Origin of the sequence: Verminephrobacter eiseniae EF01-2 (assembly GCF_000015565.1) — a bacterium.
GTDB lineage: Bacteria > Pseudomonadota > Gammaproteobacteria > Burkholderiales > Burkholderiaceae_C > Acidovorax > Acidovorax eiseniae.
In genome coordinates this window covers 320,652-343,421 of record NC_008786.1, presented here as the reverse complement: position 1 = coordinate 343,421, position 22,770 = coordinate 320,652, and the positions used below count along the sequence as shown (strand labels likewise).

The window sequence follows — 22,770 nt, the reverse complement described above, 5'->3', positions numbered from 1 at the left end:
GTGCACGCGCCTGGTGTGCCGGCAAGGCGCCATCGGGGGCGATGGCTGCGCGCAGCCTACGACATCTGATCGGTGACGCGACACTGGCGTGCCTCGACCGTGCCGATGCAACCGATGCGCCAGGGCCGCAGGCGCTCGCCGTCGATGGCATCGACGGCAGGTGGCGCACTTATGATGTGCTGCCCTGCCATCCGCCCTTGCCGCCCCTGCCATGACCGCGCACCTGACCCCCGACGACTATCTGAAGAAGATCCTCACCGCCCGTGTCTACGACGTGGCGCTGGAATCGGCGCTGGAGCCGGCCCACAACCTGAGCCGCCGGCTGCACAACAGGGTGCTGTTCAAGCGCGAAGACCAGCAACCGGTGTTCAGCTTCAAACTGCGCGGCGCGTACAACAAAATGGCGCAACTCGCGCCCGAGCAGTTGCAGCGCGGGGTGATCTGCGCCTCGGCCGGCAACCACGCCCAGGGCGTGGCGATGAGCGCGCGCAAACTGGGCGCGCGCGCGCTCGTCGTGATGCCGACGACCACGCCCCAGCTCAAGATCGACGCCGTGAAGATGCTCGGCGGCGAGGTCGTGCTCTCCGGGGACAGCTATTCCGACGCCTACGGGCACTCGCTGCAACTGGAGCAGGAACTGGGCCTGACCTTCATCCACCCCTTTGACGACCCGGACGTGATCGCCGGCCAAGGCACCATCGCGATGGAACTCCTGCGCCAGTTGCAAAGCCTGGGCAGCGACCGGCTCGACGCCGTGTTCGTGGCCATCGGCGGCGGCGGGCTGATCAGCGGCGTGGCCAACTGCATCAAGGCCCTGCGGCCCGAGATCAAGATCATCGGCGTGCAGATGAACGACTCGGACGCGATGATCCAATCGGTCAAGGCGCAGCAGCGCGTCACGCTGGCCGATGTGGGGCTGTTTTCCGACGGCACGGCCGTCAAGTGCGTGGGCCGGGAGAACTTGCGCATCGCGCAGGGCCTGGTCGATGGCTTCATCAGCGTCGACACCGACGCCGTCTGCGCGGCCATCAAGGACGTGTTTCTCGACACGCGCAGCATCGTCGAGCCAGCCGGCGCGCTGGCCGTGGCCGCGATCAAGCAATATGTCGCCACGCACCAGACCCGGGGCGAGACCTACGCCGCCATCCTCAGCGGCGCCAACATGAACTTCGACCGCCTGCGCTTCGTCGCCGAGCGGGCCGAGGTGGGCGAGGAGCGCGAGGCCCTGCTGGCCGTCACCATCCCCGAAGATCGCGGCAGCTTCCGGCGCTTTTGCGAACTGGTCGGCGGCCTGCCCGGCGGCCCGCGCAACGTGACCGAATTCAACTACCGCATCAGCGACGCCCAACTGGCCCATGTGTTCGTGGGCCTGACCACGCAGGGCCGGGGCGAGTCGGAAGAAATCGCCCGCAACTTCAGCCAGCACGGTTTCGAGACGCTGGACCTGACCCACGACGAACTGGCCAAGGAACACCTGCGCCACCTGGTGGGTGGGCATTCGGCATTGGCGCAGGACGAGCGGCTGCTGCGCTTTACCTTCCCCGAACGTCCCGGCGCATTGCTCAAATTCCTGAGCCTGATGCAGCCGACCTGGAACATCAGCCTGTTCCACTACCGCAACCAGGGCGCAGACTACGGCCGCACCCTCGTGGGCATGCAGGTGCCCAGCGAAGACAGCGCCACCTTCGACGCCTTTCTGGTCACCTTGGGCTACCCCTGGGTGGAAGAAACGCACAACCCGGCCTACCGGCTGTTCCTGTGCCCCAAACGAGGGCCGGCACGAGGGCAGGCCATCGTCGTCGATGAGCCAATGATCGAATGGCCCGATGGTCCGATCGGCCCGGATGGCCCGGAGCACGGGGCGCATGATCCGTTGGTGCCTGCCGCCGCCGGAAAAAGATCTGCATGACGCAAGCCGCCGCCACGCGGCGCAGCCGACGGCTGCGCCGATCCGGCCTCCGGCCCGCACGGCGGGGCCGAGAGCCGAATCCGGGGTGAAGGCGCGCCGCCCCTTCCTCCCTCCGCGTCAACCCGGGCTCACACCCGTTCCAGAACCACCGCGATACCCTGGCCCACGCCGATGCACATCGTGCACAGCGCGTACCTGCCGGCGTGTTTGTGCAGGCGGTTGACGGCCGTGGTGGCCAGGCGCGCGCCGCTGGCGCCGAGCGGGTGGCCCAGCGCAATGGCGCCGCCCCAGGCGTTGACACGGGCGTCATCGTCCCTGATCCCGAGCGCGCGCAGCACCGCCAGGCCCTGCGCGGCGAAGGCTTCGTTGAGCTCGATCACGTCGATCTGCTCCAGGGACAGGCCGGTTTGCGCCAGCACCTTGAGCGTTGCCGGCGTGGGGCCAAAGCCCATGATGCGCGGCGCGACACCGGCCACGGCCATGCCCACTACGCGGGCGCGGGGCTTGAGGCCATATTGGGCGGCGCTGGCTTCGTTGGCCAGCAGTAGCGCGCAGGCACCGTCGTTCACGCCCGAGGCGTTGCCCGCCGTCACCGTGCCGTCGGGCCGCACCACGCCCCGCAGCTTGGCCAGCGCATCGAGGCTGGTTTCACGCGGGTGCTCGTCCTGGCGCACGACGATGGCCTCGCCCTTTTTTTGCGCGATGGTCACGGGGCAGATCTCGCGGGCCAGGTGGCCGGCCTGTTGCGCGGCCACCGCGTTGCGCTGGCTCGCCAGGGCCATGCGGTCTTGCGCCTGGCGCTCGATACCAAAGTCGGCGGCCACGTTCTCGGCGGTTTCGGGCATCGAATCGACGCCGTACTGGTCTTTCATCAGCCGGTTGACGAAGCGCCAGCCTATGGTCGTGTCATACACCATGTTGCTGCGGCTGAATGCGGACTCGGCCTTGGGCATCACGAAGGGGGCGCGGCTCATGCTCTCCACGCCGCCGGCAATCAGCAGATCGGCCTCGCCGGCCTTGATGGCGCGCGCCGCCGTGCCCACGGCGTCCAGGCCCGAGCCGCACAGGCGGTTGATGGTGGCGCCGGGCACGGCCACCGGCAAACCCGCCAGCAGGCTGGACATATGGGCCACGTTGCGGTTGTCCTCGCCGGCCTGGTTGGCGCAGCCGTAGAGCACATCGCTCAGGGCGGCCCAGTCGACACCGGGGTTGCGCTCCATCAGCGCCCGAATGGGGATGGCGCCGAGATCGTCGGTGCGCACGCTGCTGAGCGCACCGCCGTAGCGGCCGAACGGGGTGCGGATGGCGTCGCAGATATAGGCTTGCGTGGTCATGCGGGGGGTCTCCTGGGGTTCCTTGGGTGCTTGTCGAGGGGTCGGGGCCGGTCACAGGGGCCGGCAGCCATGGCGCTGCCACTGTACGACGATCGCGCTGGCGTCGCGCCGGGGGCACGGGGCGCTGCGTTGCGGCCCCTGTTCAGTGCCGCGCCAGCCGATGTGCGTGCGGGCCTTGGCCCGCCGTGGCGCCCCGCTGCAAGCCGTGGCGCGCGCCGGCCCGTGGCTTGCCGGGCAGCGCCATCCGGGAGCACGGCCGCGCCGGGCCGGCCGACGCCGCCGTGGTGCGCGCTGCGGCAAGGCACCCGCCCCGAAATGTTGGCAACGTCAGAAGCGGTGCACCACGCCGGCTGCGATGCCCGTGGCCGTGGCCGGATTGGCTGCGCCCTGGTAACCGTCGCGCCAGCGGGTGCTGTCCAGTTCGGCATACAACTGTGTGCGCCGCGACAGCTTGTATTCGGCAAAGGTCACCCAGCGGCCGTAGCCATCTTTGTGGGCGCCGGTGCGGGAGCGGCCGGCATGGTAGTAGGTCAGGCCCAGGTTCAGCGCAGGCTGGGCCGTCCAGATGACGCCACTGGAAAGCACGCGCTGCCCGGTGTGCGTGCCGGCTGCGGTTTGCGCCTCGTTGCGTCCGGCATTGGCGGCCAGGCGCAGGCTGTTCCACTGGTAGGCCAGGCCCAGCGTGGAGCCGTTCAGCGAGCGCCGGTCGGCGTCCTTGAAGGTCTGGAAGGCGCCGGATACCGTCCATCCGTTGGCCGCATAGGCCAGGCCCAGTCCGCGCGATGAAAGGGCCGATGCCTGCCCGGCCACCTCGCCCAGCCCCAGCATGGCCCGCGCCGTGAAGCCGCCAAATTGGCCGATGTATTTGAAGGCGTTGTCCAGCCGGTACGAACTGCTGTTCGAGCCCGCGTTGCCGAAATCGGCGCCCAGGCCATGCCGGCTGAGCGCGACCACACCGGCATTCACGTTGGCGCCGCCAAAGCGCAAGCCCAGCGGGTCCACCGGCGCGATGGCGTCGGCCAGCAAACTGGTCTGGCGTCCGATTTGGACGCTGCCCCAGCCGCCTTGCAGCCCGACCCATGAGGCGCGGTCGAAGGATTTGCTGGCCATGCCCGGCGCGCCACTGTCGACGCGCACGCCGCTTTCCAGGTTGAACAGGACGCGGGTATCCCCGCTCAGGACTTCGCTGCCGCGCAGGCCCCAGCGGCTGGTAGTGTGGATGCCGCTGCCCAGGCTGGTCTGCGATCCGGTGGCCGGGGCATGGGCCGACGTGATGCCACGGCTGCAGTGCAGGCCCAGGTCGACGATGCCGTAGAGTGTCAAGCTGCTGGTTTGTGCGATGACTGGCGCGCTGGCCAGCAGGGCGCAAAGGGCCGCCGTTTTCTTCATTGGAGCTCCTTCGGGGATGAGGGTCGGTGGTGCTGGAAAGGCGCCAGTCTAAGTGATCCCGCTCCGGCCTCAGTCGGCGCTGAGCTGCGCCCTGTGCACCACGCCGCGCCATTTGGCGATCTCCTGGCGCACGGTAAGCGCCAGGGCCTCGGGGGTGCTGCTGTCGACCACCGCGCCCTGCGCCTCGATGCGTTGCGCCACCTGTTTGTCGGCCAGGGCCTGGTTCAGGGCCGAGTTGAGCTGCCCGATCACGGCCCTGGGGGTCTTGGCCGGGGCGAACAAGGCGTACCACTGCGTGATCTCCACGCCCTCGACGCCGGCCTCTTGCAGCGTCGGCACCCCGGGCAGCAACGGCGAGCGTTTGGGGCCGGCCAGCGCCAGCGCGCGCAGCTTGCCGCTCTTGACATGGGCCGAGGAGGCGAACAGGCTGGGGAACATCACCTGCGTCTGGTTGGCCATGGTGTCGTTCAGCGCGGGGGCCGAGCCACGGTAGGGCACATGCGCCATCTGCGCGCCGCTTTCGAGCTTGAACATCTCGGCCGAGAAATGCGGCGCCGTGCCATTGCCTGCGGACGCATAGTTGTAGGCCCCGGGGTTGGCCCGGGTGAGCGCGACGAACTCGGCCACCGTTGTGGCCGGCACCCGGGGGTTGATCACCATCAGCGTGGGCGAGTAGCAGACCATGCCGATAGGCTCGAACTGGGTGATGGGGTCGTAGCGCAGCTTTTGCAGCGCCGGGTTCATGCCGTGGGTGGCAATGTAGCCAAACAGGATGGTGTGCCCGTCAGGCGCGGCCCGCGCCACGTACTCGGCGGCGATGGCGCCGTTGGCGCCGGCCTTGTTTTCCACGATCACCGTCCGGCCCAGCAGCGCCGACATTTTCTGCGCCACCACGCGCGCCATGCCGTCGTTGCCGCCACCGGCGGCTGTCGGCACCACCAGCGTGATGGGGCGCTCGGGGAAGGCCGCTTGCGCGCCCGCAGGCAAGGCGAGCGCGCCGGCGAGCAGGGCCAGGCAAAGCGCGCGCCGGCGCGCCGGGCGTTGCCGGGTCGATGGGTTGGGGTTGGGGTTGGGTGGGGGCATTTGCTGTCTCCTTTCATGTGCTCATCGGCGGGGCTACGGCCGGTCATCGGCGGGCCATGGCCCGGGGCATCCAGGCTCCATTGCGCTTTGCGCGACGAACAGCGTGCCCTCGAAAATCTTGCGGGCGGTGCGCACCAGCGCGGCCTGCACCAGCGTGCAGTGGCCATCGACCAAGGCCAGTTGCACATCCACAGGGGTGCGGCCTGCCGGGTGCAGCACCTGCACGCGGTGCGTTCCGGCGCTGGCGGGGGTGCGCGCGTCGGTGGCCACGGTGCCGGGCAGCAGCAGCGCCGCGGCCACGCCGATGGCGCCGGTCACGGCGTGCGAGCGGTGGCAGCGCCAGGGGGTGAAGTAGCGCGAGACGATGCTGCCGGGCGCCGGCCCTGGCGCGACCAGCACCGGCTTGGGCAGCACGCTGTCCGGGATGCCGCCCAGGCCCATGCGCAGCCCGGCCTGGCAGCGCAGGGCCTGGAGCCGCGCCAGCAACGCGGTGTCGGCATCGAGTTCGGCTGCGCTCTCGTCGCCGCGCAGGCCCAGCGCGGCGGCAGGCACCAGCACCATCACCTGGGCGGCGTCGATGCAGGTGACTTGCAGGCCGGCGATGGTGTCGATGCGCTGGCCGGTGGGAAAGAGCTGGCCGGTGACGGCGCCCCAGGCGTCCCGAAAGCTCATCAGCACCGGCGCGGCCGTGCCCTGCACGCCGTCGATGCGCATGTCGCCCTCGTAGCGCACGCGGCCGTCGCGGGTCTGCACCTGCAGGTCGATGCGCGCGCCGGTGTTCAGGTTGTAGACCCGCACCTGCGTCACGTCGGCCTGGCGCCCGGCGTGCACCAGGCCCTGCTCGATCGCAAACGGGCCGACGCCGGCGAGCATGTTGCCGCAGTTGGGGCGGGTATCGACACGGGCTTCGCCCACGCTGACCTGGGCGAACAGATAGTCGACATCGCAGCCGGCATGCACCGAGCGCGAGACGATGGCCACCTTGCTGGTCAGCGAGTGGCCGCCGCCCAGGCCGTCGATCTGCAACTCATGCGGCGAACCCAGGGCCGCGATCAGCGTGCGGTCGCGCTGCAAAGGGTCTTGCGGCAACCAGTCGGCCAGGAAGAAAGGCCCCCGGGAGGTGCCGCCGCGCATCAGGACGCAAGGAAGGTGGTAGCTCATGGGCCGGCATGTTGCTGCGCCATCGACCCGTTGTGAATTGCATTGTTGACAACGATCGATGCATGCCGCGCAATGGATTGGGGGCGCATGGACATGCTGCAATGGCCGCTGCCGGGTTGCCGGGCGAGCTTCTTCTTTTCTGCACGGGTGTGCCGTCCCGCAAATGCCGGCACGGGATGAAGCCGATGCGTTTCGTGTCAGGGCAAGGCGCAGACCGCAGCGGTACGGATACGTGCGCAGGCATCGCGGGGATCTGCAACGCCGCCCTGGCGCGAAGGACGCCATTTGCGCCATTTTCATGCGCAGCCATTGACGGGACATCACACCAGGGCCACACCATGCCGCACAAATTCGATCTGGCCGACATACAGGCTTTCGCCGCCGTGGCCGAGTTGCAGAGCTTTCGCGCTGCGGCCGAATCCATCCACCTGTCGCAGCCGGCCTTCAGCCGCCGCATCGACAAGCTCGAGCAGGCCCTGGGCGTGCGCCTGCTCGACCGCAGCACGCGCCGCGTCACGCTCACCGCCGTGGGGCGCGACTTTGCGCGCAAGACGCGGCTGTGGCTCGATGAGTTGGACGGCATGCTGATGGGCCTGGGGGATGTGGCGGCGCGGCGCATGGGCGAGGTGACCATTGCCTGCGTGCCGTCGGCCGTGTATTACTTTCTGCCGCAGGTGGTCAAGCGCTACCACGAGCGCTTTCCGAAGATCCGCGTGAAGGTGCACGATGCCAGCGCCAACGAGGTGCTGGTGGCCGTGGCGCAGGGCGAGGCGGACTTCGGCCTGAACTTCATCGGCAGCCAGGAGGCCGAGATCGAATTCAAGCCGGTGCTGGTCGAGCGCTTCGTGGCCGCCTGCCGGCGCGACCATGTGCTGGCCCGGCGCAAGAAGGTGACCTGGGCCGACCTGGGCCAGCATGACTACATGTCGGTGGGCAAGACCTCGGGCAACCGGCTGCTGATGGACCTGGCGCTGGCCAATGTTCCCGACCGACCGCAATGCCTGTACGAGGCCAAGCATGTGACCACGCTGCTCGGGCTGGTCGAGGCCGGCCTGGGCGTGGCGGCCGTGCCGGGCCTGGCGATGCCGGGCCGGGAGCACCCGACGCTGGTCAGCATCGCGCTGGTGGAGCCGGTGGTCACGCGGCAGATGGGGCTGATCAAGCGCCGGGGGCGGTCCCTGTCACCGGCCGCGCAGCAACTGTATGAACTGCTGGCGGCCACCCGCTCTGCGCGCCTGCGCAATGGCCCGGCGCGACAAAAAATACAATCGGCGCGATGACAGCCTCCCCCAAGCAGCGCGTCGTCGTCGGCCTGTCCGGCGGCGTGGACTCGGCCGTCACCGCCTACCTGCTGCGCCAGCAGGGCCATGAGGTGGTCGGCATCTTCATGAAGAACTGGGAAGACGATGACGACGGCGGCTACTGCCCGTCGGGCACCGACTTCGTCGACGCCGCTGCCGTGGCCGACGTGATCGGCATCGAGATCGAGCATGTGAACTTCGCGGCCGACTACAAGGAGCGCGTGTTCGCCGAGTTCCTGCGCGAGTACCAGGCCGGCCGCACACCCAACCCCGATGTGCTGTGCAACGCCGAGATCAAGTTCAAGGCCTTTCTGGACCATGCGCTGCGTCTGGGCGCCGAGAAAATCGCCACCGGCCACTACGCCGGCGTGCGCCGGAACCCGGCCTCGGGCCGGTTCGAGCTGCTCAAGGGGGCAGACCCGGCCAAAGACCAAAGCTACTTTTTGCACCGGCTGGACCAGCGGCAGTTGTCCAGAACGCTGTTCCCGCTGGGCGCGCTGCGCAAGACCGAGGTGCGGCGCCTGGCCGAGGACATCGGCCTGCCCAACGCCAGGAAGAAGGACTCGACCGGCATCTGCTTCATCGGCGAGCGGCCGTTTCGCGAGTTCCTGAACCGCTATATCGGCCCCGCCCCCGGCCCCATCGAGGACGACCGGGGCCGCGTTCTGGGCCAGCATTCGGGACTGAGCTTCTACACCCTGGGCCAACGACAGGGGCTGGGCATAGGCGGCCTCAAGGAGCAGGGCGCGCAGCGTGGCGGCGGTGCGCATGCGCCCTGGTTCGTGGCCCGCAAGGAACTGGCCACGAACACCTTGCGCGTGGTGCAAGGGCATGACCACCCCTGGCTGCTGTCCCGTGCCCTGGAGGCCCAGGACGCGCGCTGGATTTGCGGCGCGGCCCCGGCCCCGGGCCGCTATGCGGCCAAGACCCGGTACCGGCAGCAAGATGCGTCATGCACGATGGCCAGCGCCGGGCAGGCCGGCTTTCGCCTGCACTTTTCCGAGGAGCAATGGGCCGTGACGCCCGGGCAAAGCGCGGTCTTGTATGACGGCAACGTCTGCCTGGGGGGCGGGGTGATTGCGGGATGATTGCCGGCCCCGGGGGCTGAGGGCCGGTGCGTGTTCGCGCGCGAAGCTGCTTCAGCGCATCGAGGGCATCGAGGGCGTCAGAACGGAATATCGTCGTCCATATCGTCAAAGCCCGACGCAGCGCGGGGCCCCGGGGCTGCCGGGGCCGCCGCTGCTGGTGCAGCAGGTCGTGCCGGTGCTGCCGCTTGGCGCGGCGCCTGCTCGTAGCCGCCGCTGTCATAGCCGCCGCCATCGTCATGCCCGCCTTGCGGGCCGCTCATGCCCTGGCGGCTGCCGAGCATCTGCATGGTATGGGCGTGGATTTCGGTGCTGAACTTTTCCACGCCGCTCTGGTCGGTCCATTTGCGGGTGCGCAAACTGCCTTCCAGATACACCTGCGAGCCTTTGCGCAGGTACTGGCTGGCGATTTCCGCCAGACGATCGCGAAAGACCACGCGGTGCCACTCGGTGGCTTCCTTCATTTCACCGGTCTGCTTGTCTTTCCACTTGTCGGTGGTGGCGACGGTGACATTGGCGATTTGGCCGCCACTGGGGAAGGTGCGCATTTCAGGGTCGCGGCCCAGGTTGCCGACGATGATGACTTTGTTCACGGATGCCATGCTGCTCTGCCTCGAAAGTTAAAGGGCGCCCGAACGCTGCGATCCCTGCGCCACAAGCCCGCGCGCCAAGCAAATGCCCGATTGTGCCGCAATGCGTTCCGTGGCCAGGGCCATCTGCGCCTGAACCCCGCTGGCATTGCCCTTGCCGGAATCGGCAGGGCCGGGGCGGCGCGCCAGCGCTGGCAACGCCCACGGCGCATGTGGTCAGTCGCGCAACGTCGTCAGCAGTTCTGGCAGAAACTCAAATTATTCTGTCCGCCTTGTGGATGAAGAAACCACTGCACGCATCAACATGCGCCGCCACGAGCAACATGCGCCGAAGCGCCCGCCCTGGCGCGAATGCGCCATCTCTTTGGCGCAGATCAGGGGTGGCAGATCGGGGATGGAGGCGGCGCTGGCGCGCTGGCCCTGGCTCAGTGCCCGTTGCGTCCCACAGGCCGCAGGGGCCAGGTCAGCACCAGCCACAGCGCCGTGAGCGCGCTGGTCACGGCAAACAGGCCGGGGGTGCCGGACCATTTCACCAGCGCGCCGCCGAGTGCGCCGCCGGCAAACAGGCCCAGCGACTGCAAGGTGTTGTAGCTGCCCAGCGCTGCGCCGCGCAGATGCGCGGGCGCCATGCGCGAGACCAGGCTGGGCTGGCTCGCCTCCAGCGCGTTGAAGCCGCAAAAGAAAACCCACATCAGAGGGCCTAGCAGCCACAGCGTCGGGGTGGCGCCGCTGACGGCCAGCGCGCCCAGGCCGGCCTGCACCAGCAGGACCAGCGCAATCGCGCCCAACAGCGCAGCGCGCAGGCGCCCGGCGCGCTCCAGCGCAAACAAGCCGCCCAGCGCGGCAAACGACAGCACCACGGCGGGCAGGTAGAGCCGCCAGTGCTGCTCCTTGCCCAGGCCGGCCTGCACCAGCAGCGCGGGCACGGCCACCCACATCGACAGTTGCACGGTGTGCAGCACGAACACGCCCAGGTTCAGGCGCAGCAGATCGGGGTGGGTCCAGACCTCGGCGAGTCCCGCCGCCATCCGTCCGCGCAGGGCCTGCCCCTGCCGACCGGGCTCCGGTGGCACCCACCACAGCAGCACGGCCACGCCGGCCAGCGCCAATGCGCAACTCAGGCCAAACAGCCCCGACAGCCCGATATGGGCCGCCAGCGCCGGGGCGGCCACCAGCGCCAGCGCAAACATCAGGCCAATGCTGCCGCCCACCCAGGCCATGGCCTTGGTGCGCACGGCGTCGCGGGTCTGGTCGGCCAGCAGGGCGGTCACGGCAGCCGACACGGCGCCGGCGCCTTGCAGCGCCCGGCCCAGCAGCAGCCCGGTCAGCGAATCGGCCTGCGCGGCCAGCAGGCTGCCGGCGGCAAACACCAGCAGGCCGGGCAGGATCACGCGCTTGCGCCCAAAGCGGTCCGAGGCCATGCCCAGCGGCAATTGCAGCAGCGCCTGTGTCAGGCCATAGATGCCCATGGCCAAGCCGACCAGCGCCGGGTTGTCTCCCCCGGGGTATTTGTGCGCTTCCAGCGCGAACACCGGCAGCACCAGGAACAGACCGAGCATGCGCAACGCAAAGATCAGCGCCAGACTGAGGCTGGAGCGGCGCTCCAGCGCGGTCATCGAATGGCCGGCCGGGGACGGGCTGCGGTGCTCGGGCACGGCGGTATCCGAGGGGGAAATGGGCAAGGGATCGGGCACGAGGCTGCGCAAGGGGCAAAGCCGACATTCTCGCGCATCGCTGCCCGGTGGCTGGCGCCGGTGCGCCGCCGGCTGTGTCCGCTGCCGCCGGGCTTGGGCGCGGCGGATCGGCAGTTCAAGGGTTTACCCCTGTCTGCTTTCGAAAATTCCGAAAGCTCTCCTCGACGCCCGGTGCATTCCTGCACACCGCCGATGTTCCTACGATACGGCGCACAGCAAAACCACCTGCCATCGAAAGCCGGCCCATGCCACTGAATCAGCCCACCCGCACCCTGGCGGCGAACGCACTGAGCGGCCTGAAAGTCGTCGAGATGGGGCAACTGATCGCCGGCCCTTTCGCCGGCAAGACGCTCGGCGAATTCGGCGCCGAGGTGATCAAGATCGAGGCGCCAGACTGCGGCGACCCGCTACGCAACTGGCGCATGCTCAAGGACGGCACCTCCGTCTGGTGGCAGGTGCAGTCGCGCAACAAGCGTTCCATCGCGCTCGACCTGCGCGTGCCCGAAGGCCAGGACATCGCGCGCCGCCTGATCGCACGGGCGGACGTGTTGATCGAGAATTTCCGCCCCGGGACGCTGGAGGGCTGGGGCATGGGCTACGACACGCTCGCGCCGCTGAACCCGCGCCTGGTGATGCTGCGCATCTCCGGCTATGGCCAGACCGGGCCTTACCGCGACCGGCCCGGCTTCGGCGCGATCGGCGAGGCCATGGGCGGCCTGCGCCACCTGACCGGCGAGCCTGGCCGTATGCCGGTGCGCTGCGGCATCTCGATCGGCGACACGCTGGCGGCCCTGCACGGCACCATCGGCGTCCTGACAGCGCTCTACCACTGCAAGGTGCACGGCGGCCCGGGCCAGGTGATCGATGTGGCATTGAACGAGGCCGTGTTCAACGTGATGGAAAGTCTGCTGCCCGAGTACAGCGCCTTCGGCGCGGTGCGCGAGGCCGCCGGCAGCGCGTTGCCGGGCATCGCGCCCTCGAACGCCTATCGCTGCACGGACGGCTACGCGCTCGTTGCCGGCAACGGCGACAGCATCTTCAAGCGTCTGATGCAGTGCATCGGCCGCCCTGACCTGGGCAACGATCCCGCGCTGGCCAGCAACGCCGGCCGCATCGAGCGCGTCGCGGAAATCGACATGGCGATCGCGGCCTGGAGCGCCAGCCGCAGCGTCGATGAAGTGCTCGATCGGCTGGCCCGCGCAGGCGTGCCCGCCGGCCGGGTCTATACCGCCAAAGACATCGCCGAAGACCCGCACTACCGCGCGCGGGAGATGATCCTGCAGCAGACGACGCGCGCTGGCTACCCACTCGATGTGCCGGGGATCGTGCCCAAACTGCTCGGCACGCCGGGCAGCGTGCGCTCGGCCGCACCCGGCCTTGGCGACGATACCGATGCGGTGCTCGGCGAGATCGGCCTGACGGCCCGGGACATCGCCGCACTGCGCGACAAAAAGGTGGTGGCATGAATACGGCGGGCGGCGTCTGGCAGGGCGGCGGGCGGCGCATCGCGCTGCACGAGGTCGGCATGCGCGACGGGCTGCAAGCCGAAACCGCCTTTGTGCCGACCGACGAGAAGATCGCCCTCATCGATGCGCTGGCCGACGCCGGCATGAGAAAAATCGAGGCCACCGCTTTCGTCTCGCCGCAGGCGATTCCTGCGTTGCGCGATGCCTCGGCGGTGCTGCGCGCGATCGGGCGCCGTCCCGGCGTGATCTACAGCGCGCTGGTGCCCAACGCGGGTGGCGCCGAGCGGGCGATCGACGCCGGCGCTGACGAACTGAACCTGGTGATGTCGGCCAGCGAAAGCCACAACCTTGCGAACCTGAAGATGACGCGCGCGCAATCGTTCGAGGCGCTGTCCGGCGTGAGCCGGATCGCGCGCCAGGCGCGCGTGCGCGTCAACATCTCGCTGTCGTGCAGTTTCGGCTGTCCGATGGAAGGCGACATGTCCGAGGCGACGGTGCTCGACGGATGCGCGCGGTTCATCGAGCAGTTCGGCGCGCAGGGCGTCACCCTCTGCGACACCACCGGCATGGCCTACCCTGGCCAGGTTTTCGCGCTGACCTGCGCGTTGCGCGCCCGCTGGCCCGGGACCGAACTGACGCTGCACTTTCACGACACGCGCGGCATGGGTCTGGCGAATGTCATGGCGGCGATCGATGCCGGCGCGACCCACTTCGATGTGTCGCTCGGCGGCCTCGGCGGCTGCCCCTACGCACCCGGGGCCAGTGGCAACGTCTGCAGCGAAGGGATTGCGCATGCGCTCGAATGCATGGGCTACGACACGGGCATCGACCTGGCCCTGCTGATCGCGGCCGCGCAGCGCTTGCCGGCCCTGGTCGGCCACGCCATCCCGAGCCAGATCGTCCAGGCCGGGCGCCGGCTCGATGTGCACCCGCCGCCGTCCGACCTGGACGCGATCCGTGCCCATGCCCATGCCCGGCCGCGCCCGCGCGCCTGAGCCGCTGCCCCGATCACCCCATGCAGTGGCAAGACCCCCGCCTTCCATTCCAAATCAGCAACCATCTTGAATGACAAAGTCAAACCGCTTCAGCAAGCTCGTTGCGCCAAGGCGACTTGGTGCGAGCGATGGCGTTCAAGATGACCAACAACTTGTGCATGCAGGCGACCAGAGCGACCTTTTTGGGCTTGCCGGCGGCCAGCAGCCTTGCATAGAAGGCTTTGAGCACGGGATTGAAGCGCGTGCCTACCAAGGCGGCCACGAACAGCACGCGGCGCACGTCGGCGCGACCACCGAAGATGTGGCGCTGCCCACGCAGCGTGCCCGAGTCCCGATTGATGGGGGCCAAGCCCACCAGCGAGGTGATCTGCTTGCGATTGAGCTGGCCCAACTCGGGCAGTTGCGCCAGCAGCGTGCTGGCCGTGGTGGGACCCACGCCCTTGACCGAGGTCAGCAAGGCCGCCAGATCGGCGTGGTGTGCCAGGACATGCTCCTTGAGCTGCCCGTCCAGGTCGTTGAGTTGCTCGGCAATGGTAGCCATGATCCGCAGGATGCTGGGCTTGGCCTTGGGATGTGCCAGGGCCAGTCGCTGGCGTTCGGCCACCAGCATGGCCACGAGTTGGCGGCGGCGCACCACCAGGGCGGTCAACTCGCGCTGCTGCTCGTCGGCCAGCATGCGCGGCTCGTGACCCTGGGCGTCCAGCAAGGCTGCAAAGCCGCGCAGCGCCTGCGCATCGATGCGATCGGTCTTGGCCAGTTTGCCCATGCAGCGGGCAAAGTCGCGTGCTTGGCGCGGATTGATCACCGACACACGCAAGCCTGCCGCGGACAAGGCAAGCGCCAGGTCCTGCTCGTAGCCGCCAGTGGCCTCCAGCAGCACCAGGCGCGGCGACAGCGGCGCCAGCAGTTGGCACAACTGGGCATGCCCGGCCTCATCGTTGCCAAGACTGAAGGTCTGTGCTTGACCAGTGGTGGCCACCTCGAAGGTGCGCTTGGCCACGTCGATACCTACATAAACGGGTTCACTCATACAAGTCCTGTGGCTCCCAGCCTTATGAATACGAAATGTGTTCGGTCAACCATTCGGGATGCGGCAGAACAAACAGACCACCACCGTGCGCCCTGGGCTGAAATTCGAGCTCGGGCTCGCAGGAGACACAGGCTGCACGGTGGTGAGTCAACCAGTTCAGCAATCAAGGCTGGCAACCACGCCTTGACCACTGAAGTTTGAATGATCTGAAAGATATAAGGAGACTGACCGTGCTTTCCACATTCGTGCGCCGCTGCCGGGGGCTTGTCCCGGCCTTTGCCGCCGCAACCTTCGCGGCCGCCACGCCGGGCCTGGCGCAAGACATCAAGATCGGCTACATCAGCGACATGAGCGCCAGCGGCGCGGCCGAGTTTGGCCTCGGCGCCCTCTGGGGCGCGCAGCAGGCCGCGCAGGACATCAACGCCGCTGGCGGTGTCCTCGGACGCCCGCTCGCCATCGTCGCGCGCGACGACATGGCCCAGCCGCCGAAAGCGATCCAGGGCGTGACCGAACTGCTCGACAGCGAAAAAGTCGTCGCGCTGATCGGCTCGGCCAACTCCGGCAACGTGCTGGCTTGGCTGCATCTGCCGCAGCAAAAGAAGATCCCGGTGATCTCGCCCATCGCCACCGCGACCGACATCACCAAACGCTTCGAGAGCTCGGGCGAGAACTACATCTTCCGCGTCTCGATGGTCGACCGCGACCAGATCGCGCTGCTCGTCGCCTATGCCGTCAAGGCCACGAAGAACAAGAAAATCGCCTTCCTGGCCGATTCCACCGGCTACGGCCAGCAGGGCATGAAGGACCTGCTGGCGGTGCTCAAGCTGCACGCGCTCGACCCCGTGGCGCAGGAGAAGTTCGGCGGCAAGGACACCGACATGACCTCGCAACTGAGCAAGATCAAGGCCGCAGGCGCGGACACGCTGATCATCTACGGCCTGGCCGACGCCAACGCCTACGTGCTGCGCAGCATGGAGAAGGTGAACTACTTTCCCGTCACGCTGGGCGCGTGGGGCAACATCAACACGCCGCTGCTCCAACTGGCCGGCCCCGCGCTCGCTGCCAAGCTGATCTTCACCGCCTCCAGCACCGCGACGAGCACCCCCAAGGCTGCCGCGCTCAACGCCCGGCTGCTGGACAAGCACCCGAAGATGACTGCCTTCGTCACTGCGGCGCAGGCCTACGACGCGGTGCTGCTGCTCGCCACCGCGATGAAGGCGGCCGGCTCGACGCAGGGGCCGCAGGTGCAGCAGGCGCTGGAGAATCTGCCGCAGGTCGAGGGCATCGTCAAAACCTACGACAAGCCCTTTGGCAAGACCAATCACGAGGCGCTGTCCGTGGCCGACTTCCACCTCGCGCAGTGGCAGGCTGGCCGCGTCGTCTGCTACGACGATGCGATCACCAGGACGATCACGCCGGAAAACCTGAAGCAATGAGCAGGGCCAAGACCCGCAGGCTCCAGACAGAGACCAAAGATGATGCAGGCATTGCTCCAGGCGCTGGTCAGCGGCCTTGCGTCAGGCGGCGCCTATGCGCTGGTGGCGCTGGGTTTGGGCATCACCTTCACGACGACGAAGACACTGAACTTTGCGCACGGGGACTTCGTGTCCGCCGGCTCGTTCATCGGCCTGTCCGTCATGCTGCTGCTGACCGGCGCGCCGCTGGGCGCAGGGATGGATGCCTTGGCAGTCGATGGCATGGCCCAACTCGTCGCGCTGGCGCTCGCCGTGCTCGCGATGGGTCTGCTCGGCAGCGTGCTGTACCTGACGGCGGTGCGCCCGTTCGCCGGCAAGCCCGGCATGGCCTGGGTCATGAGCACGATCGGCTTCGGGATCATCGTGCAGAGCATCGGGCTGGCGCTTTGGGGCCCGGCGCCGTTGAAAGTGCCGGCACCGTTCGGCGAAGAGGTCATACGCATCGCCGGCGTCGGCTTGCGCTCGCAGGAAATACTGATCATCGTCACCGCGCTCGCCGTGATGGCGCTGTTCGACTTCGTGCTGCAGCGCACGATGATCGGCAAGGCGCTGCGCGCCGTCGCGCACGACCGGCGCGTGGCCAGTCTGATGGGCATCGATGTCGCGGCGATCATGCTCGGCGCCTTCTTCGTCAGCGCCGGGCTTGCAGGGCTGTGCGGCTACCTGCTCGCGCCCATCGCATCGGCCTCGCTCTTCATGGGTCTGGGCATTGCGCTCAAAGGCTTTTGCGGCGCCATCCTGGGCGGGCTGACGAATCCGCGCGGCTGCGTGCTCGGCGGCTTCGTGCTCGGGCTGCTCGAATCGCTGATCAACCTCTGGCAGGCGCAGTGGCGCGAGATCGTGCTGTTCGCGTTGGTGATCCTGGTTTTGGCGCTCCGGCCGAACGGCCTGTTCGGCAGGGCCGTGACGGAGAAGGTATGAGTCGCCGCCGGGCCGCCCCGAAGCCCCGGCGCAGCAGCGCCGTGGCGCGCATGGAGCTGGCCCGATGAGCCGTGCCCGGCGGCCTGTGCCGTCCGCGCCGGCCGCCGGTGCCCCGGCTGCGCCGCCGCGCCTGGGCGGGCGCCACACGCTGGCCGTGACCGGTATTGCGCTCGTCGCCGCAGCCGCAGCCTCGATGGCCGGCAACGATTACCACCTGCGCGTGCTGTTCATGGTCACCGTGCACCTGATGTGCGCGCTGGGGATGAACGTGCTGGTCGGCTATGCCGGGCAGAAATCACTCGGCCAGGCCGGTCTGTTCGCCGCTGGCGCCTACACCGCCGCGCTGCTCACGGCGCGCCACGGCTGGTCGCCCTGGCTCGCGCTGCTGGCCGCTGGCGTGGTGGCCGGCCTGTGCGGCGCGCTCATCGCGCTGGCGTCGCTGCGCGCCAAAGGCCCGTATCTGGCGATGGTGACCCTGGCCTTCGGGACGATGATCGAAAAGCTCGTCTCCGAGTGGGATGAGCTGTTCGGCGGGGCCGCCGGCATCTTCGGCATCGGGCCGCTGGCGTTCGGCGGCAGGCCATTGACCCACCTGCAGTGGGTCTGGTTTGGCATCGCGCTGTGTGCGCTCACGCACCTGCTGCTGCACAACCTGCTGCAGGGCCGGATCGGGCGCGCGCTGCTGTCACTGCAGGCCGACGAGATCGCGGCCGGCTCTGTCGGCATCGGGGTCTACCGCAGCAAGGTGCTGGCCTTCGTGATCGCTGCCGTGACCTGCGGCATCGCCGGCGCGATGGTGGCGCAGCAGAACCAGTACATCAACTCGGACTTCATCAGCTTCAACCTGTCGATCTTCATCTTGCTGCTGGTGCTGTTCGGCGGCGCAGGCTCGACGCTCGGCCCGCTGCTCGGCGCGCTGCTGCTGACACTCGTCGACGCCTTTTTGGCGCAATGGCCCTCGGCCCAGCACTTCGTCTATGGCGCGCTGCTGCTGTTCGCGCTGTACCTGATGCCCCAGGGCATGGCCGGCATTCTGGCCCGGTTTCGGCCCCGCCGGCCCCGCCGGCCGCAGACCGTGGCACCGACGGACATGCCGGCCGGCATGCCCGCGCCGCGCTGCGGTGACGCCGGCCCGCTGCTGACGGTGAGCCGCGTCTGCAAGGCCTACGGCGGCGTGCAGCCCGCGCAGGACTTGAGCCTGGAGCTGCGGCACGGCCATATCTACGCGCTGATCGGTCCGAACGGCGCCGGCAAGAGCACGATGCTCAACATGTTGACCGGCGTCGTCACCCCCGACAAGGGGACGATCACCTTCTGCGGCCAGGCCATCGCCGGCGCGCAAGGCCACGCGATTTGCGCGCTCGGAATCGGGCGCACCTTCCAGAACCTGCGGCTCTTTGGCGCGCTGTCGGTGCTCGACAACGTGATGACTGGCCGGCACAGCCGGATGACGAACGGCTTTTGCGCATCGCTGCTGGGCCTGCCCGGCGCCAGGCGCCAAGAGCAGACCGCGCGGGCTCGGGCGCTTGCCATCTTGCAGTTCGTCGGCCTGGCGGCGCAGGCCGGGCTGCCCGCCGGCAGCCTGCCATACGGGCTGCAACGTCGCGTCGAACTGGCGCGGGCCATCGCTGGCGAGCCCGCCTTGCTGCTGCTCGACGAGCCGGCCGCCGGCCTGAACCCCCAGGAGACGGTCGAACTCGGCAAACTGCTCGTGAAGGTGCGCGCACTCGGCATCACGCTGCTGATGGTCGAGCACCACATGGACCTCGTCATGAGCATCTCGGACCATGTCATCGTGCTCGACTACGGCGTCAAGATCGCCGAAGGCCGCCCGCACGACATTCAGCGCAACCCCCGTGTGATCGAAGCCTACCTGGGCACCGAAGAAGAGAGTGCGGCATGAAGTCCGGCCCGCTGCTGCAGTTGGAGCGCGTCTCGGTGCGCTACGGCGCGATCGAGGCGCTGCGCGAGGTTTCCATCGAGGTCGGTGCCGGCGAAATCGTCACGATCATCGGCGCCAACGGCGCCGGCAAGAGCAGCCTGCTCAAGAGCATCGCCGGGCTGGAGCCGATCGCGTCGGGGCGCATCCTGATCGATGGCCGGGACATCGGCGCGATACCCGCCCACAAGCGCCTGCAATGCGGCGTAACGCTCGCGCCCGAAGGCCGTGGCATCTTTCCCGACCAGAGTGTGCTCGACAACCTGCTGCTCGGCGCGTACAGCCTGCAGGCCACGGCGGCCGAAATCAACGCCCTGGTCGGCCATGGTTTCGAGCTCTTCCCGCGCCTCGCGCAGCGCCAGGCGCAGTGGGCCGGAACGCTCTCCGGCGGGGAGCAGCAGATGCTGGCGCTGGCGCGCGCGCTGATGAGCAAGCCACGGCTGCTGCTGCTCGACGAGCCCTCGCTGGGCCTGGCGCCGCTGGTCATCCGCGACATCTTGCGCAGCATCCGCGTGCTGCGCGACGCGGGGCTGACCATCTTGCTGGTCGAGCAAATGGCGCACCAGGCGCTGGCGCTGGCCGACCGTGGCTATGTGCTCGAAACCGGCCGCATCACCCTCGAAGGCAGCGGCAGCGCGCTGCTGGCCAACCCCGGCATCCGGGCGTTCTATCTCGGCGCGCATTAGGCGCATACCCGTTCCGCTCCGATGTCTGCGCCGCCCCATGACACCCCGCCGCCCGGCGCCGAGCGGTTCGACTACGTCATCGTTGGCGCCGGCGCCGCAGGCGCCATCCTGGCCAACCGGCTTTGCGCCGACGGCAAGACCACGGTCTGCCTGCTCGAAGCAGGGCCGCCCGACTGGCACCCGTTCCTGCACATTCCGGCCGGCTTCATCAAGATGCTGTTCAACCCGGGCTTCACCTGGCCTTTTCAGACTGAAGCTACGGCATGGACCAACGGCCGGCGCATCCCGGTGCCGCAGGGGCGCACGCTCGGCGGCTCCAGCGCGATCAACGGCCTGGTTTACAACCGCGGCTTGGCGGCGGACTACGACCACTGGGCCAGCCTCGGCAACACCGGGTGGAGCTATGCCGAGGTGCTGCCTTATTTCAAGCGCACCGAGCGCCGCGCCGGCGGGGACGATGCCTATCGCGGGCGCAGCGGCGAACTGCCGGTGACCGACAACGACTGGACTCATCGGCTGTGCGAGGCTTTCATCGAAGGTGCCGTCAGTCTGGGCATTCCCAGGAACGCCGACTACAACGGGGCGACGCAGGCGGGCGTCGGCTACTTCCAGCGCACCATCGACCGCGGCTGGCGCATGAGCAGCGCCAGCGCCTTCTTGCGGCCGGTGCGCGGCCGCGCCAACCTGGTCATCCGCACCCTGGCGCAAGCGACGCGCATCCTGGTCGAGCAGCAGCGCTCGCGTGGCGTCGAGTACATCGTCAAAGGCCAGGCAGGGGCGCCCGGGCGGGTCGATGCGAACCGCGAGGTCATCGTCTGCTGCGGCGCGATCAACACCCCGAAGTTGCTGCAACTGTCGGGCATCGGCAATGCGCAACACCTGCAGGCGCTCGGTATCCCGGTGGTGCAGCATCTGCCGGGCGTCGGCGAGAACCTGAGCGACCACTATTCGGTGCGCCTCGTGGCGCGTGTGCGCGGCATCCGGACGATGAACGAATACGCAACCGGCCCGGCGCTCGCGCTGCAGATCGCGCGCTGGGCGCTCAAGCGCCCGAGCATCATGGCGCTGACGCCGTCGCTGGTGCACTACTTCTGGACCTCGCGCGCCGGACTGCACGCGCCGGACCTGCAGGGCGTGTTCGCCCCGGCCAGCTACCGCGAGGGCTATGTCGGCATGCTCGACAAATTCCCCGGCATCACCGCAGGCGTCTGGCAGCACCGGCCGCAAAGCCGTGGCCATGTGCGGCTCCAGTCGAGGGACGCGCGCGCGGACCCGCTCATCCAGCCGAACTACCTGGAACACGAGAACGACCGCCTGGTGCTGGTCGATGGCATTCGCCTGGCGCGCAGGCTGTTGCAGACAGGCGCGCTCAAACCCTATGTCGATAGCGAGACACTGCCTGGCCCCTGGCTGACGAGCGACGACGAACTGCTCGACTTCGCCAAACGCTACGGCGTCTCGTCCTACCACCTCAACGGCACCGCGCGCATGGGGCCGCGCTCGAACCCGATGGCGGTCGTCGATCCGCAATTGCGCGTGCATGGCGTGGCGCGCTTGCGCGTGGCCGATTCGGCGGTGATGCCGACGATCCCGAGCGCCAACATCTGTGCCGCGACGATGATGATCGGGGAATATGCTGCGGACCTTCTGCGGCGCCCGAACTGACCGGCACAGACAACACACACACAGGTAACACAATCCGGGCTTCACCCGCCCGTTTGCCGCCGTGAACCTGTATCGCATCGACTTGGTTTCCCTGTCGCTGTTTTGTGTCGTCGTCCGATCCGGCAGCATCAGCCAGGGAGCATCGCTGGCACGGATGTCGATCGGCGCAGCGAGCAAGCGCATCGTCGATCTGGAAAGCGCCGTCGGTGTGCCGCTGCTGGAGCGGCATTCGCGCGGCGTGAAACTGACGCTCGCCGGCCGGGCGCTGCAGCAGCATGCGCAGCGCATCCTCGGCGACATTGAGCAAATGGGCGCCGACCTTTCAGACTACGCGCGCGGCATCATCGGCGTGGTGCGCTTGTGGGCCAACACCTCGGCGACCACGCAGTTCCTGCCCCCCGATCTGGCGCGCTTCGTCCAGGCGAACAACGGCATCCGCATCGAACTGGAGGAACGCAACAGCAGCGAGATCGTGCACGCCGTGCTCGACGGCCGCGCCGACATCGGCATCTTTGCCGACCGCACGCCACTGCTGGGCATACAGACGCTCAACTACCGCCACGACCGGCTGGTGCTGGTGCTGCCCAAGCGGCACCCGCTGGCGGGCCGCAGGGCCATCGATTTCGAGCAGGCGCTGGAGTTCGAGTTCGTCAGCCTGTCGGCCGACACCTCGCTCGCACAGCGGCTGCAAGGCGTGGCCGAGACGCTGGGGCGGCGGATGCGGCTGCGCATTCGCGTGCGCAGCTTCGACGCGATGTGCCAGATGGTCGCGGCCGGACTCGGCGTCGCGGTGCTGCCCGCAACGGCGGTGCAGCCATACCTGCAATCGATGGGCTTGGAGCAAGTGGCGATCCAGGGCGACTGGGTGCACCGGCAACTGCTCATCGGCGCCAAGGATTTCAACGCCGTTGCCCGCCCGGTGCGCGTGCTCGTGGAGCATCTGCTGGCCAGCCCCCCGGCGCCCGGCTGAAGTTCCCGCCCCCGGCCTGTCCAATTCCCGCCCGATTCCGGCCCAATTGAAGGCTATGCCCCGGCGGCCCTCGCCTA

The 22,770-nt window shown here is 68.5% G+C and carries 19 protein-coding genes; 12 read left to right on the top strand and 7 right to left on the bottom strand.

The features are described from left to right. Positions 1–41: 41 nt before the first annotated feature. Positions 42–215 (top strand): hypothetical protein, encoded by a 174-nt coding sequence (locus tag VEIS_RS28025; RefSeq protein WP_157048347.1) that lies wholly within the window; start codon positions 42–44, stop codon positions 213–215. After that, on the top strand, positions 212–1,909 hold the full coding sequence (gene ilvA / locus VEIS_RS01510) for a threonine ammonia-lyase, biosynthetic (protein WP_011808111.1): 1,698 nt from the start codon (positions 212–214) through the stop codon (positions 1,907–1,909). The genes VEIS_RS28025 and ilvA overlap by 4 nt, the downstream gene beginning before the upstream one ends. 128 nt (positions 1,910–2,037) lie before the next feature. On the opposite strand, the gene pcaF is transcribed toward ilvA, so the two are convergent. The 4 genes from pcaF to VEIS_RS01490 form a co-directional block, all read right to left on the bottom strand. Further along, positions 2,038–3,243, bottom strand: a complete 1,206-nt coding sequence (gene pcaF / locus VEIS_RS01505; RefSeq protein ID WP_011808110.1) for a 3-oxoadipyl-CoA thiolase — start codon at positions 3,241–3,243, stop codon at positions 2,038–2,040. Between the two features lie 327 nt (positions 3,244–3,570). Next, positions 3,571–4,632, bottom strand: coding sequence for a porin (locus VEIS_RS01500; RefSeq protein WP_011808109.1), 1,062 nt, complete (start codon positions 4,630–4,632; stop codon positions 3,571–3,573). A 69-nt stretch (positions 4,633–4,701) separates the two neighbouring features. Further along, positions 4,702–5,715: a Bug family tripartite tricarboxylate transporter substrate binding protein gene (locus VEIS_RS01495; RefSeq protein ID WP_011808108.1), complete on the bottom strand. Its 1,014-nt coding sequence runs from the start codon at positions 5,713–5,715 to the stop codon at positions 4,702–4,704. A gap of 33 nt (positions 5,716–5,748) precedes the next feature. Continuing rightward, entirely contained in the window at positions 5,749–6,876 is a 1,128-nt protein-coding gene (locus VEIS_RS01490) for a 4-oxalomesaconate tautomerase (protein WP_011808107.1), read from the bottom strand. 338 nt (positions 6,877–7,214) lie between these two features. On the opposite strand from VEIS_RS01490, the gene VEIS_RS01485 reads away from it, so the two are divergent. Together VEIS_RS01485 and mnmA are read left to right on the top strand one after the other, a co-directional pair. Further along, the gene (locus VEIS_RS01485) at positions 7,215–8,156 is read left to right on the top strand and encodes a LysR family transcriptional regulator (protein WP_011808106.1); all 942 of its coding nucleotides are present in this window, start codon (positions 7,215–7,217) and stop codon (positions 8,154–8,156) included. Further along, positions 8,153–9,265 (top strand): tRNA 2-thiouridine(34) synthase MnmA, encoded by a 1,113-nt coding sequence (gene mnmA, locus VEIS_RS01480; protein ID WP_011808105.1) that lies wholly within the window; start codon positions 8,153–8,155, stop codon positions 9,263–9,265. The genes VEIS_RS01485 and mnmA overlap by 4 nt, the downstream gene beginning before the upstream one ends. A 77-nt stretch (positions 9,266–9,342) precedes the next feature. Here mnmA and ssb read toward each other — a convergent pair whose 3' ends face one another. Together ssb and VEIS_RS01470 are read right to left on the bottom strand one after the other, a co-directional pair. Then, positions 9,343–9,864 (bottom strand): single-stranded DNA-binding protein, encoded by a 522-nt coding sequence (gene ssb / locus VEIS_RS01475; RefSeq protein WP_011808104.1) that lies wholly within the window; start codon positions 9,862–9,864, stop codon positions 9,343–9,345. Between the two features lie 413 nt (positions 9,865–10,277). After that, entirely contained in the window at positions 10,278–11,468 is a 1,191-nt protein-coding gene (locus VEIS_RS01470) for an MFS transporter (protein ID WP_011808103.1), read from the bottom strand. A gap of 323 nt (positions 11,469–11,791) precedes the next feature. On the opposite strand from VEIS_RS01470, the gene VEIS_RS01465 reads away from it, so the two are divergent. Then, on the top strand, positions 11,792–13,012 hold the full coding sequence (locus VEIS_RS01465; RefSeq protein ID WP_011808102.1) for a CaiB/BaiF CoA transferase family protein: 1,221 nt from the start codon (positions 11,792–11,794) through the stop codon (positions 13,010–13,012). Further along, positions 13,009–14,007 carry a hydroxymethylglutaryl-CoA lyase gene (locus VEIS_RS01460; RefSeq protein ID WP_011808101.1) on the top strand — a complete coding sequence of 333 codons (999 nt, stop codon included), beginning with the start codon at positions 13,009–13,011 and terminating at the stop codon, positions 14,005–14,007. Before VEIS_RS01465 ends, VEIS_RS01460 begins: the two co-directional genes overlap by 4 nt. Before the next feature lie 79 nt (positions 14,008–14,086). Here VEIS_RS01460 and VEIS_RS01455 read toward each other — a convergent pair whose 3' ends face one another. Continuing rightward, positions 14,087–15,037 (bottom strand): IS110 family RNA-guided transposase, encoded by a 951-nt coding sequence (locus VEIS_RS01455; protein WP_011808093.1) that lies wholly within the window; start codon positions 15,035–15,037, stop codon positions 14,087–14,089. A 230-nt stretch (positions 15,038–15,267) separates the two neighbouring features. Here VEIS_RS01455 and VEIS_RS01450 point away from each other — a divergent pair, with 230 nt between their 5' ends. From VEIS_RS01450 to VEIS_RS01425, 6 genes are all read left to right on the top strand, one after another. Continuing rightward, positions 15,268–16,473 (top strand): ABC transporter substrate-binding protein, encoded by a 1,206-nt coding sequence (locus VEIS_RS01450; protein WP_011808100.1) that lies wholly within the window; start codon positions 15,268–15,270, stop codon positions 16,471–16,473. 39 nt (positions 16,474–16,512) lie between these two features. Further along, a complete protein-coding gene (locus VEIS_RS01445) occupies positions 16,513–17,433 on the top strand; it encodes a branched-chain amino acid ABC transporter permease (RefSeq protein WP_011808099.1) in 921 nt (306 codons plus the stop codon). A 64-nt stretch (positions 17,434–17,497) separates the two neighbouring features. Beyond that, positions 17,498–19,336: a branched-chain amino acid ABC transporter ATP-binding protein/permease gene (locus tag VEIS_RS01440; protein WP_011808098.1), complete on the top strand. Its 1,839-nt coding sequence runs from the start codon at positions 17,498–17,500 to the stop codon at positions 19,334–19,336. Next, entirely contained in the window at positions 19,333–20,058 is a 726-nt protein-coding gene (locus VEIS_RS01435; protein WP_011808097.1) for an ABC transporter ATP-binding protein, read from the top strand. The genes VEIS_RS01440 and VEIS_RS01435 overlap by 4 nt, the downstream gene beginning before the upstream one ends. A gap of 21 nt (positions 20,059–20,079) precedes the next feature. Next, entirely contained in the window at positions 20,080–21,723 is a 1,644-nt protein-coding gene (locus VEIS_RS01430; protein ID WP_011808096.1) for a GMC family oxidoreductase, read from the top strand. A 61-nt stretch (positions 21,724–21,784) separates the two neighbouring features. Continuing rightward, on the top strand, positions 21,785–22,693 hold the full coding sequence (locus VEIS_RS01425) for a LysR family transcriptional regulator (protein ID WP_041949718.1): 909 nt from the start codon (positions 21,785–21,787) through the stop codon (positions 22,691–22,693). Positions 22,694–22,770 lie beyond the last annotated feature (77 nt).